The organism is Stenotrophomonas humi, from assembly GCF_001431415.1.
In the GTDB taxonomy this organism is placed as follows: domain Bacteria; phylum Pseudomonadota; class Gammaproteobacteria; order Xanthomonadales; family Xanthomonadaceae; genus Stenotrophomonas; species Stenotrophomonas humi.
In genome coordinates, this window is the sequence record NZ_LDJI01000010.1 from 15,903 (window position 1) to 33,413 (window position 17,511).

Sequence of the window (17,511 nt, forward strand, 5' to 3'; positions counted from 1 at the left end):
TCGCCCCGTCCGGCGCGGGCCGGCCCGTAGGCAATCCACTCCATGACCACCGTGCTCCTCAGTCTGGGCAGCAATCTCCAACCACAGCGTTACCTGCAACTGGCCGTGGCCGTGTTGCGCGAACGCTTCGGCGATATCCAGGTTTCACCGGCTTACCGCACGCCAGCGGTGGGCTTCGATGGGCCGGATTTTCTCAACAACGCGGTGAAGCTGGAAACCGGATTGCCGTTGATCGAACTGGACGCCTGGTTGCACGCAGTGGAGGATGCGCACGGCCGTGACCGTTCCGGCCCGCGCTTCAGCGACCGCACCCTGGATATCGACGTGGTGTATTACGGCGATCTGGTGGTGGAAGGCCCCAAGAACCTGCGCATCCCCCGGCCGGAGTTGAAGCATGCCTTCGTGCTCAAGCCATTGGCCGACATCGCCCCGGAGTTTGTCGACCCTGTCCGCAAGCTGACGTTGGCGCAGATGTGGCGTGAGCATCCGCAGTACGGGCAGGCCTTCGATGTGGTGGCGCTCGAAGGGTGGGGGTAACGCTGCGCGCGCAGAAAACTCAGGTCAGCGTGCGCCCGCCATCCAGGCGCAGGGTCTGCCCGGTGATGTAACCGGCGTCATCCAGCAGCCAGCGCACCGCCGAGGCGATCTCATGTGGTGTGCCGATGCGCGCCATGGGCGTGCGTTCCATCAGTTTCTGCTTGGCCTGCTCACTCTTGCCCTGCTCCGGCCACAGGATGGCGCCCGGTGCGACCGCGTTGACCCGCACATGGGGGGCAAGTTCCAGTGCCAGTGAACGCGTGACCATTTCCAGCGCGGCCTTGGCCGTGCTGTAGACCGGATGCTCGCGCAGCGGCTGGGTGGCATGCAGGTCGGTCAGGTTGACGATGGCGCCGCGCTGCTTGATCAGGTGCGGTGCCGCGGCCTGGGCCAGGAAGAACGGTGCACGCGCATTGACCGCCAGCAGCTCGTCCCACTGTTCCACTTCCACCTGTCCAAACGGGGTGGGGAAGAAATTGGAGGCGTTGTTGACCAGCGCGTCGAGCCGGCCGAAATGGCTGACCACCTGTTCCACCATGTCCGGCAGCGTGGTCGGATCGCGCAGGTCCGCTTCCACGGTCAACACGCTGCCGGGGCGTTCACTTTCCAGGTCGAAGGCCAGCGACTGCATCTCCTCGCAGGACAGGTGTGCATGCAGGGCCACCCGGTAGCCATGGGCATGCAGGTGCCGGGCGATGGTGGCGCCGATACGGCGGGCACTTCCGGTGACCAGGGCCACCCGTTGGGATTCTGTCATCTGCGCTTTCCTCACTCGGCTATCCTGTGCATTGTCCTCGCAAACCGCATTCCCATGCATTCCGACCTGCCCACCCCCGACCCTGACGCGCTTGCGCACAGCGACCAGCTGGCGACGCACCTGCGTGAGGACATCCTCGCCCAAGGTGGTGCGGTGCCGTTCTCACGCTTCATGGAACTGGCCCTGTATGCCCCGGGTTGGGGCTACTACAGCGCCGGTGCCAGCAAATTCGGCGCAGCCGGTGACTTCGTTACCTCGCCGGAGTTGGGGCCGTTGTTTGCCGCCACCACCGCCAACGTGGTGGCGCCAGTGCTGCAGCAGCTGGGGCCGCAGGCGCGGATGCTGGAACTGGGAGGCGGCAGCGGTGCCTTCGCCGAGATCATGCTCAAGCGGCTGCTGGAACTGGATGCGCTGCCCGCACGCTATGCCATTCTCGAACCCAGTGCCGATCTGCGCGAGCGTCAGCGCGAACGTCTTGAGAAGGCCCTGATCCCGCCGGTGTTCGCGTTGGTGGAATGGCTGGACCGCCCGTTTGAGGACGACTGGGATGGCTTGGTGTTCGCCAATGAAGTGATCGATGCGTTGCCAACGCCCCGTTTCCTGGTCAACGAAGGCGAGATCTACGAAGAAACCGTGGAGCTGGATGGTGAAGGCCGCTTCGTGCGCGGCGCACAGCCGGCCGATGCGTTGACGTCGGCAGCGGTGCGGCACATCGAGCGTTACCTGGAGCGACCTTTCGCTCAGGATTACCGTTCCGAAGTGCTGCCGCAGTTGCCGTACTGGATCCAGGCCGTGGCCGGTGGCATGCAACGCGGCGCGATGCTGTTTGTCGACTATGGCTACACGCGTGCGGAGTTCTACCAGGATGATCGCACCGACGGCACGTTGCGGGCGTTCTATCGGCATCGCGTACACAACGATGTCTACCTGTGGCCAGGGCTGCAGGACATCACCGCTTCGGTGGATTTCACCGCGCTGGCCGAAGCGGGCACCAATGCCGGGTTTGATCTTGCCGGTTACTGCAGCCAGACCAATTTCCTGCTCGGCAACGGCATTACCCAGCTGCTGGAACAAGCCGAAGAACGCAGTGACGAAGTAGGGCGTATGCGCCTGCGCGGCCAGCTCAAGCGGCTGACCTTGCCGACCGAGATGGGCGAGCGCTTCCAGGTGATGGCCTTCAGTCGCGATGTGGACATGTCCATGTCGTTCCTGCTCGGCGATATGACCTGGCGCCTGTGAAAGCGCTCAAGCCGCTGCGGCGGCAGAAATTCTGGCTGCTGCTGTGGTGTACGGCGGTGCTGGGGGTGATCGTGGTGTGCCTGGTCCCACCGCCACCCCTGGCGCTGCCGCAGAACAGCGACAAGGTCGAGCACTTCCTTGCGTACTTCCTGCTGGCCGGCAGCGCGGTGCAGCTGTTCGCCACACGTCGCGCGCTGTGCGTGGTGGCACTGGGCCTGGTGGTGATGGGGATTGGCATCGAAGGCTTGCAGGGCGCGTTGACTGAGACGCGCATGGCCGATCCGATGGATGCGTTGGCCAACAGTGTTGGCGTGCTGGCGGGGATGCTGACGGCATTCACGCCGCTGCGTGATCTGCTGCTGCGTCTGCAGCCGCGCTGAGCCGGCGAACGCGACACGCCATGCTGGCGACATCGCATGGCCCGGTCCCGCTACGGGGATCGCAGTGAGTCATCCCTGTGGATGGGGCTGCTGTATCGGCTGTCGGTGGGATGCCGCGCAGAAATGCGTTCACTGGGCAACCGTATCCGTGGTTGCGCCTGCAACCACGTTGAAGCGGCGGCCCCTGTGGTTGTTGCACACGGGAAGTACTTTCCTGTCGCCTTTCCGGCCTGTTAGGGTCCCGCTTCACGGTGCCGTGCCCGGCACCCGTGACAGCGGTAAAAGACGGCGCGATGCGGGACGGGGGGTGGAGAGTACCTCACGTTCCGCACCGCGCCTTCCCGGGAACTAGTGCGCTGGCTGCAGCTCGATCCTGTTCAGCACCCACATCTGCGGTCGGGTATCACCACTGAAGGTGATGCACAGGTCGGTGACCTGTTCCGGCCCTGCACGCAGCGGTGCTTCCAGCTCGATGAAACCGTCCTTGCCCGGCTTTTCCGGCAATGGCGCGCTGGCCAGCACGCGACCGTGACAACCGGCGCGCACTTCGAACTCGCCATACCTTGCCACTGGCTTGCGGTAGCCGCGCTTGGCTTCCTCCGGCTTCAGCAGGCCGAAATTGTAGGGAATGCGACCGGCACGTACCTTGATCGAACCGATATCGGCCAACTGTGCGTCTTCCCACAGCCAACACGGGTTGAAGATGGTCACGTCGAAGTTGGCGCGCGGGCCCTCCAGCGGATTGTCGTCTTCCAACCGCAGCAGCAGGCGGCCACCTTCGGGACATTGCGCCAGGGTCTTGTCGGTACGGCTCAACAGCGAGGCCGCATCGAAGTTCCAGCTGCTGGGCTTGTCGGCCAAGGGCACGCCGTTGAAGAACGTCTGCGCCTTCAGTTCGGTGGGAACCGGCAAGGTCAGTGCACCGCCGTAGCTGGGTGACTGTGCGGTGGGCGTGCTGCCATCGGTGGTGTAACGGATGTCGCGATAGCTCAGCGGATTGGACAGCTCCACCGTCACCTTGTCGCCGGCGCGATCATCCTGCCGCTTCATCGCCACCGACAACGCGGTCTGGCCATAGGCGATGTCCAGCGCCTTGTAGCGCTGCAGCTGTGCCGGCAGGCGCGCCAGGAAATCGTCATAGCTCTTGCGCTCCAGCGGCGTCCAGGCAATTTCGGCCAGCGCCGACATGCGCGGAAACAGGTTGTGCTGCAGGCGCTCGTAATTGCGCGTGTGCTCGGTCCACATGTTGGCCTGCACGCCGAGCACATGCTTGCGCTGTGCTTCGTTCAACTGCGCAGGCACCGGGTCATACGCGTAGATGCGCTGCATCGAGGTGAACTTGGGGCGGCCCGGCGGTTCGTCCGGCAGATTGGTCTGCAGGAAATCCAGGTACAGCGTATTGCCCGGGGTCATCACCACATCGTGGCCGTGCGTGGCCGCTTCAATGCCGCCCTCGATGCCGCGCCAGGACATCACGGTGGCTTCCGGTGGCAGGCCGCCTTCGATGATCTCGTCCCAGCCGATCAGCTTGCGGTCGTGTGCTTCCAGATACTTCTCCAGACGCTTCAGCATGTGCGACTGCAATGCTTCTTCGTCCTTCAGGCCCAGCTCACGGATGTAGGCCTGCACCTGCGGCGAATCCTGCCACTGGTACTTGACCGCTTCATCGCCACCGATGTGGATGTACTTGCCCGGGAACATTTCCATGACTTCGGCCAGGATGTTTTCCAGGAACTGCAGCGTTTCATCGCGCGGATTGAACAGGTACGGGTTGACACCCCAGTTGGCGGAAGGCTGGGTCGGCCCATCCACCACACCGTGTTCCGGATAAGCGGCAACTGCGGCCTGCGCATGGCCGGGAACGTCCACTTCCGGGACCACGGTGATGTGACGTGCGGCGGCATACGCCACCACATCGCGGATCTGTTCCTGCGTGTAAAAGCCGCAGTACAGATGTGGCGTGCCGTCCGGATTGATGCCCGCTTCGCCAGCGGCCGAACGGCAACCGCCGATTTCGGTCAGCTTCGGGTAGCGCTTGATCTCCATGCGCCAGCCCTGGTCATCGGTGAGATGCCAATGGAAGGTGTTGAGCTTGTGCGTTGCCATGGCGTCGAGCAGCGTCTTGATCTGCTCGATGCTCTGGAAGTGGCGGGCCGAGTCGAGCATGAAGCCACGCCAGCTGAAGCGCGGTGCGTCCTCGATACGCATCGCCGCCAGGCTGACCGTGTTGGAGGGGGTGCCGGCGAGCAGCTGCCACAGCGACATCGCGCCGTAGAACAGGCCGCGGTCATCGCTGGCTTCGATCACGACGCCGTTGCTGTCCACATGCAGCGAATAGGCTTCAGCAGAGTCGCCTTCGCGTGCGGCGACGCGGCGGAATTCAATGGAGTTCTTGCCGGCCTTCTGGCTGCCGACCTGCAGCTTGAGCGGGGTGGTATCGGCCAACAGCGCCGTGAACTGCGTGGCGACCGTGCCGGTGTCACCGCTGCCGACAACGCGGGTGGACCCATCAACAGTGAAACGTCCGGCCGCCGGCTGCACCGATACCGGACGCGGAATGATGCTGGCACGGGTCGATTCCACCGGTTGTACCTGGGCAGATGTTGCCGTCGGCGCAGCGAAGACCTGTGTGCTGGTGGCAGCCAGGGCAACCAGCATCGCGGCGTGCAGGGTGTGGGTGGAAAGTCGGTGTCGGGTCATCATGATTCCTTGTTTGTGAAGCCGGGCCTTGTTTCCAGGCCCGGGTGCTGCGTTGTCAGACGTTGATGTGGTGGTGCTACCCATGGGGGAGGGCACAGCAACGGGGTGCTACAAGGGTGTCACGGGGTGTGCGTCGTACTGATCGATGACATTGAAGAATTGCGGATCATCGCGTCCAGTTCAAACCCCATCAGTACTCCTTCAATATCGGCCGCGACCAGCATCTGTGCATCGCCTGTGATGCTGCCGGCAATGCCCCACTGGAAGCCGCGTCCCGGCGGCAACGGATAGTGCGATACAAGCACGCCGTCGTCGCGCCGGATCACGCTGATTCCGGCCACATGCTGCAGGAAATACGGTTGGCCGGCGGCGGTGCCGACGATCAGGTGATCGTTCACCACCAACGGCGTGCCCCAGCTCCAGCCACCGACGTCGGTACGCCAGCGCACGCGGCCGGTAGCGGTATCGATGGCGGTGATCTTGCGAAGATCAGACGCGCCGATATAGAGCGTTTCGTTGTCGAAGGAAGGCTCCGATTCAATCCATGACGTCCAGAACTGCGTCAGCCACAGAGCACGGCCGCTGCGCGCGTCGACGGCGTGCAACACGCCGCTGCGGTCATTGATAAAGACACGGCCGTTGTGGACGACAGGTGCGGAACCCGGTCGCATCGACAACGGATAAGTCCATGCCTTGCGCCCGCTACGTGCGTGCAGCGCATGCAGCTCGCCGGGTTCGGTGGCGACATGCAGGGTGCCATCAACGAACGAGAGGCCGTGTTGAATGCGTCCTGGCAGTTGCGTCCTCCAGATGCTGGCACCGGTGGCCGCAGCGAACGCCTGGACGCAGCCATCGCTGCCGCCAACATACAGCACGCCATCGACCAGCAACGGGCGTGGCGCTTGCCATTCCCATGCGGAAGACTGCGGATGCGGCAACTCGCGGCTGGTGCGGGAGTCCTCGATGGAGGCGCGCCATTGCTCGCGCCCGGTGCTGCGTTCGAGCCGATGCAGATAGCCGCCATCGCTGACCACGAACGCCGCCTCGTCGGTCACCAGCGCAGCACCGAGAATGGGATGGCCGATTGCGCTGCTCCAACGCAGGTTGCCGTCGGCGAGGTTCACCGCGCTGAAAGTGCCGCCGGTGGTTCCCACATAGACGATGTCGTCATGGATGACAGGTGAGGCGAATATCTGCCCGCTGAGGCGCGTCGTCCAGTGCGGACCGGGCAGGGTGGGTAGATCCTTCGGTGGCGTTGCGGGCAGCGGAAGATGTCCGCGATTTGCACGCTCCAGGCTGACGGATTCGCCATTGCCAAACAGCGTTCCAGTCAGCCTTTCACCGTTGTGGCGCAGGCTCATGTGCAGGCCGTCATGCACCAGCGTGTCGCTTTCGATGCTGGCCTTGCCGTGAAGAGGAAGCGCCTGCAGATGCGAGACCGGCAGATCGAGCTTCATGTCGTAGCGGCCGTTGATATCGGCCTGCAACTCAAGGCCCATGACCACGCGTTCGCGCTTGCTCCCGATATCGCCAAGCCAGTAGCCGGAAAGATCGGGCTCCGCGGCCGCCAGCGCGGTGCTCACCGACAGAGCGCTGGCAGCCAGCATCAACCACCAGGGGCGGTGTGCACGGAGCGATGCGATCGAGGTGGCGTTGTCGTTGGACATCGTACGGACCTGGCTGGGAGTGACGGCGGGGTGGCGCGGTGTTGAAGTGAACGTTGTGGTCGTGTTTCAGGATGAAGCGGGCCCGATGTATCGGGCCCGCCGTGCTGCCACATCTACTATGCGAGGATCAGAAATCGAATCGCAGTGACGCCATGTAACGGCGGCCGGTGGTGTACAGGCCGTTGGTCAGTGCCTTGTTGCCAAAGTAGCTGCGATAGTTCTCGTTGAGCAGGTTCATCGCGTTGAGTTGTATCGCCAGGTTGTCGTTGACCCGATAGCCGACGGATGCATCCAGTGAGCCGTAGTCATCGGTCCAGACCTGCGTATTGGCTGCCGCCATGCGGGTGAAGTATTTGTCGCGCCAGCCGTAGGTGACACGAGCGCTCCAGTTGCCCTGCTCGAAGTACGGGCTGATGTTGAACTGGTGCTCTGAGTTGAACGGCAGGGGACGCCCATCGTCGGCCTCGCCATCGGAGAACGTGTAGTTGGCCACGATGCCGAAGCCGGCACCCAGGTTCTGCTGCCATGCCAGGGAGTAGCCACGCACCTTGGCGTTGCCCGCGTTCTGTGGGCGGGTCACGTCATAGACGTCGTTGCGGTTCTGGTTGATGTTGTAGTGCGTTTCTTTCTGCGACTGGTTGAGGATGTAGTCCTTGACGTCGCGGTAGAACAGGGATGCTGCCAGGATGGCGTTCTCCGACATGTACCACTCGGCGGAGAAGTCGAAGTTGGTGGACTTGTACGGATCGAGGTCAGGATTGCCGCCGGCACCGGACAGGTTCAGGTCGGTCAGCCAGATGTAACTGGACATGTCCGCGTAGTTGGGGCGGGCAATGACCTTTGCCGCCGAGAAGCGCAGCACCATGTCCTCGTTGAGGTCGTAGATCAGGTTGAGGTTGGGCAGCGTGCTGTTGTACTTCTTGCCCTCCACGATGGTCTGCCACTGGGGGCAGGGATTCAGGTTGCTGGCGCAGGTGTAACCTTCGTTGACGGTTTCGGTGCGGATGTAGCGGACGCCGACATTGCCGCGCAGGCGATCAACGCTGAAGTCCGCCTGGGCATATGCGGCCTTGCTGTCTTCTTCGATTGACCAGGTGTTGCGGGCGAACTCACCGGAATTGAAGGGTGACAGCGCCGGCATCGTTGCGCCCGGAGCCAACCATGCACCGCTCGTGATCCAGTCGTACAGCTTCTTGGGATCGACGGTGAAGCGGTCTGACAGTGCGCCGCCGTTGCCCATCCCGGACAGGTAATCGCCGGGCATCGGGCGCGGACCAAATTCACCGGCGTTGTTGGTGGCCGGCGTGTTGAGCGCGAAGCCCTTCTGTACCTGGCCGACGAAGTGGTCACGCTGCTTGTAACCGAAACGCAGCAGGTACACCGGCGACTCGAGCTTGAGGCCGAAGTCGACCTGGCCGTACTTCTCCTTGTCCACGGTCGGCTTCTCGACGACGTTGCCTGCCCAGCCATCAAAGCGGAACAGCGAAGGATCGTTGAACGGGTTGCCGTTCGGGAAGCTCACTTCGAATGGGTTGCTGTCCGAATCCCTGACCTGCCACGCATAGTCGGTGCGCGCCAGGAACTCGCTGTAGAACTGGCGCGGGCCAGCGTCGGCGCGGGTGCTGCCCAGCTGTGCACTGGCTGACCAGCGTTCGTCGTTCCACGCCGCCTTCAGGTCATAGGTGCGCGACTCCGTGGTGGCCCAGCGGCTCTGCAGGTCGAAGATCGACAGCGCGTTCTTCATCTTGCCGCCGGTGACGATGCCATCCTTGATGGTGATGTCGGTCAGCTTGTCCGCGCTGTTGAAATTGTTGCCCGGGTTGATGAACATCGGGTGCGCCTGATGGTCATAGCTGGCATCGATGGCGAACGCGTTGAACTCGATGTCGAGCTTGTCCACCGGCTTGGCCTGCAGGCTCAGCGTGTAGATGTCGCGCTTGCGTTCCTGCTCGAAGAAGGCCGCGCCTGCGGAGTTGACGCCGATGGCGTTGGGGTTGGCACGGATGGCATCGGCGCACGCGCCGGCGCAGTTGCCGTTGGCGATGGAGGCGTTGAACGCGCTGGCGGTGATGACATTGAACGACTCGAAGCCTTCGCGGCGGATGTTCTCTTCGTCACGCTGGGCGGAGAACACCACGCCGAAATTCTCGGCCTGGTTCTTCCAGCCCACCAGCAGTGCGGCGTTCGGATCGGTGGAGCTTGCGACTTCGTTGCGGGTTACGCCGACCTGGCCGGAGATCGTCAACGGCCTGTCCAGATCCAGTGGCTTGCGGGTGGAGATCATCACGCTGCCGCCGATCGAGCCTTCATCCAGGCGCGCTTCGGGGGACTTGAATACTTCGACCTTGCCCACCAGCTGCGGTGCCAGCAGTGAGTAGTTGAAAGTACGGGTGGGGAAGTCGGACATGTTCCAGTCGCCGGAGGCGATGGTCTGGCCGTTGAGGAGGGTGCGGTTGAGTGAAGGGTCGGTGCCGAGGATGCTGACGCGCTCACCCTGGCCGAAAGCGCGATCGATGGCGATGCCGGGGATGAGGGTCATCGCTTCAGCGACGTTGGTGGCGGGGAACTTGCCCACGTCCTCGGCGGTGATCACATCGACGATGGCATCGGCGTTGCGCTTGGTTTCCAGTGACTGCTGGAGGCTGGCGCGGATGCCGGTGACGACAACACGATCAAGCTCGGTGGCATCCGGCTTCGTATCCTGGGCGACAGCGGAAAAGCTGAGCGCCAGACAGCTGACGATGGCCGCGGTTAGCGGTGACTTGCGATGGTTCAAAGGTCTCTCTCCCTTTGCTGATGGATGGTCGACATGGAGATGCCGTCCAGTTGTTTCCGCGCCGATAGGTGCGCGGAGAAGTCCAGCGGCCGGATGGCGCCGCGTTGAAAGCGGGGTAAGGCGACGAACGAACTGCGTGCGTGGCTGTCAGTGACTGGCAGTGCTGCCGTTCACCCGAGGGTCGTGCGGTGGTTGGGCAGTGTTGAAGGCAAGCGTCATCAGCGCCCGAATTGCCGCGTTATGGCGGCGCGCGGGACGCGCGGCGGGAGTTGCATGGGTGATGAAGGGCGGCGCCTGCTTGTCCACGTCGTGCCTCGATGGCGGGTTGAACGCGTAATGACTGTTGTTCAGCTGCGCAGGGAGTTTGCTATCAAAGTGGCGCATTTTGCAAAAATAATTTTCATTGAAAATTCATGGCGGCGCGACGCTGTTTTCATCTGAATTTCGCTTTTTTTATGCAATTTTCTTCGTGAAAACGAGTTCTATTTCACGCTGGATGGCGGCGAACGTGAAAAGTTTGTTTTCAAAATGAAAATATTGTTCATGATGAATTCATTGATAATTTGAATTCCGTTCTTCCGCTGTAGGTGTGCCGGTGGGCGCGTTTGTCGGCGCTCGCTCAAAGGCAGTGGCGAAAGGGAGTTACGGGCCATCGGGCGGGATGAGCGATGGCCTTGCGCTGGCATCGCCCGCCGTAATCGCACCGCTTCACACGCAGGGCACGAACGTGGTGGGAGTGGCTTTACCGAAAGTTGAAGCAAAAAAAACGGGCCTGGAAAACCCAGGCCCGCTGGAGGAGAAAAACAGCGGAAAACAGGTGAAGCGGTTGGTGCCGGCTTAGAAGGCGAAGCGCAGCGAAGCGTTGTAGCGACGACCGCTCAGGTAAGCGCCGCGCAACAGCTGCTCGGTACCGGAGTAGCTGTGGTACTTCTCATCAAGCAGGTTCATGCCTTCCAGCGCCACGGTCAGGTTGTCGGTGATCTTGTACGACAGCGACGCATCAACCGAGGTGTAGTCCATGGTCCACAGGTCGCGACCGCCGCTGACGTTGGTGAAGTACTTGTCGCGCCAGTTGTAGGTCACGCGTGCCGCGAACTTGTCGTTCTCGAAGAACGGGGCGATGTTGAACTGGTTCTTGGAGTTGAACGGCAGCGGACGCCCGTTGGTCGCTTCACCATCGGAGTAGGTGTAGTTGGCGACGATGCCGAAGCCCATGCCGAAGTTCTGCTGCCATGCCAGTGAAACGCCCTTGATCTTTGCATCGCCAGCGTTCTGCGGGCGGTCCACCAGGTAGGAGTCTTCACGGCTCTGGTTGATGTTCCAATGCGTTTCCTTGCGCGAGGCCATCAGGATGTAGTCGGAAATGTCACGGTAGAAGACCGAGCCGGCCAGGATTGCATCCTTCGAGAAGTACCACTCGGCCGAGAAATCCAGGTTGGTCGACAGATACGGCTTCAGATCCGGATTGCCGCCGCCGCCGGTCAGCTGCTGGTCGGACAACCACATGTAGCTGGAGAGGTCCGCATAGCTTGGGCGTGCCATGGTCTTGGCGGCAGAGAAACGCAGCACCAGGTCTTCGCTGGCGTCGAAGGCCAGGTTCAAGTTTGGCAGGGCGTTGTTGTACTTGCTCGGCTTGACCTTCCACTCGTACTTGTCTTCCGGACACGCCGGGACATTGACTGTGCACGCATAGGCGCCGCTGCCGACATCGGTCTGCACATAACGCAGGCCGATGTTGCCGCGCAGACGATCGAAGCTGAAATCAGCCTGCACATAGGCAGCCTTGATGTCTTCCTCGATGGTCCAGGTGTTGCGGGCGAACTCGCCGTTGCCCAGCGTGGTCGGAACCGGCGCGTCCTGCCAGGGTGCCAGCCACTTGTTGCTCTTGACGTAATCGGCCAACGCCCAGCCGTCGATCGTGAAACGGTTGGCCAGATCACCATAGCCACCAAAGCCACTCAGATAATTGCCCGGCAGCGGACGCGGATTGAACATGTCCGCAGTGGCGTCGCCGTAGCCCTGGATCGAAGCCAGCACGACGCCGCGCTGGATCTGCCCGGTTTCATGCGAGCGCTGTTTGTAGCCGGCTCGGATCATGTACACCGGTGAATCCAGCTTCAGGCCGAAATCGATCTGGCCGTAGGTTTCCTTGTCCAGCGTCGGCTTCTCAACCAGGTTGCCGCCCCAGCCCGAAGCCCAGTTGCCTTCTGCCGGCGGGTTGGTGTGCCACGGGTTGGCGTAGCCGCCGTCCATCTTGAACTGTTCCGGGTTGGTGAACGGATTGTCGCCGTGGAAGGTCAGGCTGCCCGGATTCTTCGGGCCGCCAGCGATTGACCACGTGTAGTCCGCGCTGCCCAGGAAGCTGCCGTAGACCTGTTCCGGGCCGCCTTCGGCCTTGGTATGGCCGATATGGGTGGAGAGGAACCAGCGCTCGTCGTTCCACGTTGCCTTGATGTCGTAGGTTTCAGATTCCACCTTGGCGCGACGATTCTGCAGATCGAACGCCATGCGGCCACCCTTGTTGGTGCCGCTGGTCATCAAACCGTTTTCGATGGTGACGTCGGTCAAGGTCATCAGGCCGCCATAGGCATTGCCCGGCCAAGCGAACATGGACTGCGCCATGTGATCGAAGTTGGCATCAATCTTCAACGCATTCAGTTCGATATCCAGTTGTTCGACCGGCTTGAACTGAAGCGACGCGGAGAAGGTGTCGCGCTCGCGCTTCTGTTCGAAGAAGTGTGCGCTCATCGAGCCGGGACCCACGGCCTCCGGGTTTGCTTTCAGTGCATCGGCACAGGCGCCCTGGCAGGTGCCGGGCAGTTTCGGCTGGCTGCCGTCCGGGTTGGCCGGGACCGACCAGTCGGTGTTGGTGTTGTTGACCGAACCCCAGGAGCCGTTGCCATTGAGGTAATCCTTGGCCTTTACGGTGCCGTAGGATTCGATACCGTCACGGCGGATGCTCTCGCGCGCGGACTGCGCCGAAATGATGAAGCCAAAGTTTTCAGCATCATTCTTCCAGCCGAAAGCGGCCGATGCGCTGGGGTCGGTTTTGTCGACGCGGTCGTTGCGGCTGAAGCTGACGCGGCCGTTGACGCTGATCTTTTCCGGCATGTCCAGCGGCTTGCGCGTGGAGATGTTGACGGTGCCGCCAACCGAGCCCTCATCCAGGCGAGCTTCCGGCGATTTGAATACTTCCACCTTGCCGACCAGCTCAGGTGCCAGAAGCGAGTAGTTGAAGGTACGGGTTGGGAAGTCGGACATGTTCCAGTCGCCCGAGGCGATGGACTGGCCATTGAGCAGCGTGCGGTTCAGTGCCGGGTCGGTGCCAAGGATGGAAACCTTCTCACCCTGGCCGTAAGCACGGTCGATGGTGACACCGGGGATGATGGTCATCGCCTCGGCCACGTTGGTGGCCGGGAACTTGCCGACATCTTCTGCGGTGATGACGTCGACGATGGCATCGGCGTTGCGCTTGGTTTCCAGCGACTGCTGAAGACTGGCGCGGATGCCGGTGACGACAACGCGGTCGAGGTCGGTCGCATCGGGCTGTGCGTCCTGGGCCATGGCCGGGAAGCTCAAACACGTGACGATTGCGGCGGATAGTACGGACTTGCGGTACCTCATGATGTCTCTCCTCATCATTGATGGAATCCGGCGTGCTGGCCGGCAGCTGCTGGGTGGGAATCCATGCATGGACGGGCCGCCACATGCATCTGCGTTACTGCGGAAGGCGGTGCGCCGGGGTCGGTTTCCCTGCGTCCCAGATACCAACTGGCGGCGCCGATGACGCCCAGTTGCCCGTGCTCTACCAGCTTCACGGGAATGCTTTGCAACGCCTTGGTCATCGGTCCCTTGTTGAGGAAGCGTTCGACGAAGGTGCTGTTCAAAAGAAATTGACTGATCTTTGGCAGGATGCCGCCGGCCAGATAGATGCCGCCCTGCACGCCATAGAGCAGGGCCATGTCGCCGATGGTGGAGCCGAGGATTCCACAGAACAGCTGCAGGGTTTCCACAGCCAACGGATCGCTGCCATCACAGGCGGCGGCACTCACGGCATCGGGCGTCGCATGCGTGGGCGAGGTGCCACGCACCGCGCACAGCGCGTTGTAGAGGTTGAGCAGGCCGGGGCCGGACAGCGCCTGTTCGATGGAGACATGGCTGCGGTCGCGCAACATCTGCTGCAACACGGCCATTTCCAGTTCGGTGGTGGCGGCCAGCGACGCCTGACCGGCTTCGGTAGCCAATACGACGGAGCGGTTGCCAACCGGAATCCAAACCGCTGCACCCAGGCCGGTACCCGGGCCAATGACCAAGGTGGGGCCGCGCGGCGCGTCGGCCGGGCCGGTGAGCTGCAGCACCTGGCTCGCACTGATGTGCGCGGCGGCGTGGGCGACGGCTTCGAAATCGTTGACCAGATGCACCGCCTCGAACCCCAGGTCCTGGCGGATGCGGTTGGACGACAGCGGCCAGGGCAGGTTGGCGGTGATCACGGTGCCGTCCGGCAGTGCGTAGCCAGCGGTGGCGATGACGCAGGCGGCCAGCGTCGACCGCTCGACCGGGAACTCGGCAAGGATCGCGCTGAGGCTGGGGTAGTCGGCGCAGCGGTATTGGCGATAGGCCAGCATCGACAGCGGCGCGCCCGCATCCTCTCCTGGTTGCAGTAGGCCCACGCGGACATGGGTACCGCCCACGTCGGCGGCCAGCAAGGCGGCTGAAGTGGAGGTGGTCAGCTTGGACATGGTGTTCAACCTGGCAACCACGGAATCCCCCGGGAGTTCGCACGACGCCTGTTGGTGTCGCGGTATCGGGAGTGTCATTGCTATGTGACAACGATGTCAAGCTGCTATGCAAAAAATTTTCAAGATGACACTTGCCGGTGATTGCTATCTATCTAGATGATTTGCAGGGAAATTTTTATTTCATATGAAATTGCAATGGCGGGGATTGGCGCTCTGAGAGGAATCTTGTTGATCGCGTGAAAATTTTGGCAGGTCAACTGGCGCAGCCGGATGACAACAGCGGCCGGTAGTGTCGAGGCTCGCTAGGCAGGGGCATTGCCGAGGAAAGCCTCAGCGCAGCATGGCTGCGCCCTACAAAGCAGAAGGCCACCGCGAGGGTGGCCTTCTGCATGCATCACGCGGCGGCGATCACTTGCCCGGTTCGAGCTTGATCCAATCCAGCGTCCACATGTTCGGACGGGTATCACCGGTGAAGCGCACGCACAGATCGCCGCGCGTTGCCGGTGCGGTGATGGCCGCTTCCAGCTCCACGAAGCCATCGGCGCCCGGGGTCGCCGGCAGCGGCACCGAGGCCAGCGGCTTGCCTTCGCAGTTGGCCAGGATCTCCAACTCACCGTGCCTGCTGCGTGCCGGCGCGAACTTGCGCGACGGCTCGTCGTGGGCCAGCTGGAAGTTGTACGGAATGCGACCCACCCGCACCTTCACCTTGCTGATGCCTGCCAGGTTCACGTCCGACCACAACCAGCATGGGTTGAAAATGTTGACGTTGAAGATGGCGCGCTCGCCTTCCGCCGGACCATCGTCTTCCAGCCGCAGCAGCAGCTTGCCGCCGTTCGGGCACAGGCCCAGCTGCGTGTCATCACGCGTCAACAGCGATTCGGCAGTGAAGTCATAGGCACGCGTTGCCGCCAGCGGCTTGCCGTCGAAGAACGCAGCGGCGCGTACTTCGCTGGGAACCTTCAGCTGCAGTGGCTGGCTGTACAGCGGCGCGTTGGCGGTGACATCGCTGCCGTCGAGCGTGTAGTGCACCGGGTAGCCGAGCGGATTGACGAGCGTGACATCGGCGGTGCCGGTGACATGGTCGCCCTTGTCCAGCACGTCCACCTGGAACGGCGTCTGCGCGTAGCGGATGCCCATGGCCTGGTAGCGCTGCAGCTGGCGCGGCAGGCGCTGCAGGAAGTTGCTGAAATTGCGCTTGTCCTGCGGGCTCCAGCCGGTTTCAGCAACCGCGGCCAGACGCGGGAACAGGTTGTGTTCCAGACGAACATCATTGCGCGTGTGCTCGTTGAACATGTTGGCCTGCAGGCCAAGGATGTGCGAACGCTTGTCGGCGGCAAGTTCGGCCGGCACCGGCTCGAACTCATAGGCCTTCTGCAGCGGAATGGTCGTCGGGCGGCCGGGCACTTCGTACGGCGACTCGGTCTGCAGGTAATCCATGTACATGTGGGTGACCGGTGACATCACCACATCGTGGCCTTCGCTGGCGGCTTTCAGGCCACCTTCGGTGCCGCGCCACGACATCACCGTGGCTTCCGGCGGCAGGCCGCCTTCGAGGATTTCATCCCAGCCGATCAGGCGCCGATCATGCTGCTCCAGGAATTTCTCCAGGCGCTTGATCATGTGGCTCTGCATTTCCATCTCGTCCTTCAGGCCGAGTTCGCGCATGTGCGCCTGCACGCGTTTGGATGCGATCCACTGATCCTTCACCGCTTCATCGCCACCCACATGCACGTACTTGGCCGGGAACATGGCGATCACCTCTTCCAGCACGTTCTCGATGAACTGCAGCGTGCTTTCTTCGGTGTTGAACAGGTTTGGCAGCACGCCCCATTCGCTGGAAGTGATCAACTTCTGGTCGGTGACGCCCAGCTCCGGGTAAGCGGCGATGGCGGCAGTGGCATGGCCGGGGACGTCGATCTCCGGAATCACCTGGATATGCAGCCGTGCGGCATAGGCGATGATTTCGCGGATCTGATCCTGCGTGTAGTAGCCGCAATAAGTACGCGGCTGGCCGGTGGCGGCATCAACCCCGGCATCGCCGAGCGGTACGCGGCAGCTGCCCACTTCGGTGAGCTTGGGGTAACGCTTGATTTCCATGCGCCAGCCCTGGTCGTCGGTCAGGTGCCAATGGAAGGTATTGAGTTTGTGCTGCGCCATTGCATCGAGGATCTTCTTGATCTCGTCCATGCTCTGGAAGTGGCGTGCCGAGTCGAGCATGAAGCCGCGCCACGGGAAGCGCGGCGTGTCCTTGATGGTGGCTGCGGCAACATGCCCCGGGTTGTCACCGGTGAGCAGCTGCATGGCGGTGACGGCACCGTAGAACAGGCCAACATCGTCACCGGCACTGACGTCGATGCCGGTGTTGGAGACCTTCAGTTCATAACCTTCAGCAGTGTTGGTGGCCGATGGATCGAGGCGGAAGCGGATCTTCGCCTTGCTGGCGTTGTCGGCCACGGCGAGCGTGGGGCCACCATTGCGCGCCAGCATCTGCACGAACTGGCCGGCAGCGCGGTGTGCGGCCTCGTCGTTGCCGCCGACCAGGTCCGAGCCCTTCAGTACGAAGTCCTTTCCGGTCGTTGCCTGGTAGTTGGCCGGCAAGGGGACCAGCGACGGCGTGGCGGCAGTATCGGCCGCATGTGCCTGCAGGGCGGAAAGGCCAAGCAGCACGCAGCTGCTGAGCCAAGGCGCGCGGCTGCGCTTGAGGGACTTCGTCATG

General features: G+C 62.5%; 10 protein-coding genes. 3 read left to right on the plus strand and 7 right to left on the minus strand.

Annotated features, from left to right (window positions below; all coding sequences use genetic code 11):
• Positions 1-42 precede the first annotated feature (42 nt).
• The gene (gene folK, locus ABB26_RS05460) at positions 43-537 is read left to right on the plus strand and encodes a 2-amino-4-hydroxy-6-hydroxymethyldihydropteridine diphosphokinase (protein WP_057632670.1); all 495 of its coding nucleotides are present in this window, start codon (positions 43-45) and stop codon (positions 535-537) included.
• 19 nt (positions 538-556) lie between these two features.
• Here folK and ABB26_RS05465 read toward each other — a convergent pair whose 3' ends face one another.
• On the minus strand, positions 557-1,294 hold the full coding sequence (locus ABB26_RS05465) for a pteridine reductase (protein WP_057632671.1): 738 nt from the start codon (positions 1,292-1,294) through the stop codon (positions 557-559).
• Between the two features lie 54 nt (positions 1,295-1,348).
• On the opposite strand from ABB26_RS05465, the gene ABB26_RS05470 reads away from it, so the two are divergent.
• Both ABB26_RS05470 and ABB26_RS05475 read left to right on the plus strand, forming a co-directional pair.
• Positions 1,349-2,533 carry a class I SAM-dependent methyltransferase gene (locus ABB26_RS05470; RefSeq protein ID WP_057632672.1) on the plus strand — a complete coding sequence of 395 codons (1,185 nt, stop codon included), beginning with the start codon at positions 1,349-1,351 and terminating at the stop codon, positions 2,531-2,533.
• Positions 2,530-2,913, plus strand: coding sequence for a VanZ family protein (locus ABB26_RS05475; protein ID WP_425477244.1), 384 nt, complete (start codon positions 2,530-2,532; stop codon positions 2,911-2,913). Before ABB26_RS05470 ends, ABB26_RS05475 begins: the two co-directional genes overlap by 4 nt.
• A gap of 348 nt (positions 2,914-3,261) precedes the next feature.
• Here ABB26_RS05475 and ABB26_RS05480 read toward each other — a convergent pair whose 3' ends face one another.
• The 6 genes from ABB26_RS05480 to ABB26_RS05505 all read right to left on the minus strand — a co-directional run bounded on the left by ABB26_RS05480 (position 3,262) and on the right by ABB26_RS05505 (position 17,510).
• A complete protein-coding gene (locus ABB26_RS05480) occupies positions 3,262-5,616 on the minus strand; it encodes a beta-N-acetylhexosaminidase (protein ID WP_057632674.1) in 2,355 nt (784 codons plus the stop codon).
• A gap of 116 nt (positions 5,617-5,732) precedes the next feature.
• A complete protein-coding gene (locus tag ABB26_RS05485) occupies positions 5,733-7,280 on the minus strand; it encodes an outer membrane protein assembly factor BamB family protein (protein WP_057632675.1) in 1,548 nt (515 codons plus the stop codon).
• 127 nt (positions 7,281-7,407) lie between these two features.
• A complete protein-coding gene (locus ABB26_RS05490) occupies positions 7,408-10,056 on the minus strand; it encodes a TonB-dependent receptor (protein ID WP_057632676.1) in 2,649 nt (882 codons plus the stop codon).
• 837 nt (positions 10,057-10,893) lie between these two features.
• Positions 10,894-13,620, minus strand: coding sequence for a TonB-dependent receptor (locus ABB26_RS05495; protein ID WP_245626140.1), 2,727 nt, complete (start codon positions 13,618-13,620; stop codon positions 10,894-10,896).
• A gap of 74 nt (positions 13,621-13,694) precedes the next feature.
• Positions 13,695-14,795 carry a glucokinase family protein gene (locus ABB26_RS05500; RefSeq protein WP_083490700.1) on the minus strand — a complete coding sequence of 367 codons (1,101 nt, stop codon included), beginning with the start codon at positions 14,793-14,795 and terminating at the stop codon, positions 13,695-13,697.
• Between the two features lie 408 nt (positions 14,796-15,203).
• Positions 15,204-17,510 (minus strand): family 20 glycosylhydrolase, encoded by a 2,307-nt coding sequence (locus ABB26_RS05505; RefSeq protein WP_057632678.1) that lies wholly within the window; start codon positions 17,508-17,510, stop codon positions 15,204-15,206.
• Position 17,511: the final 1 nt, after the last annotated feature.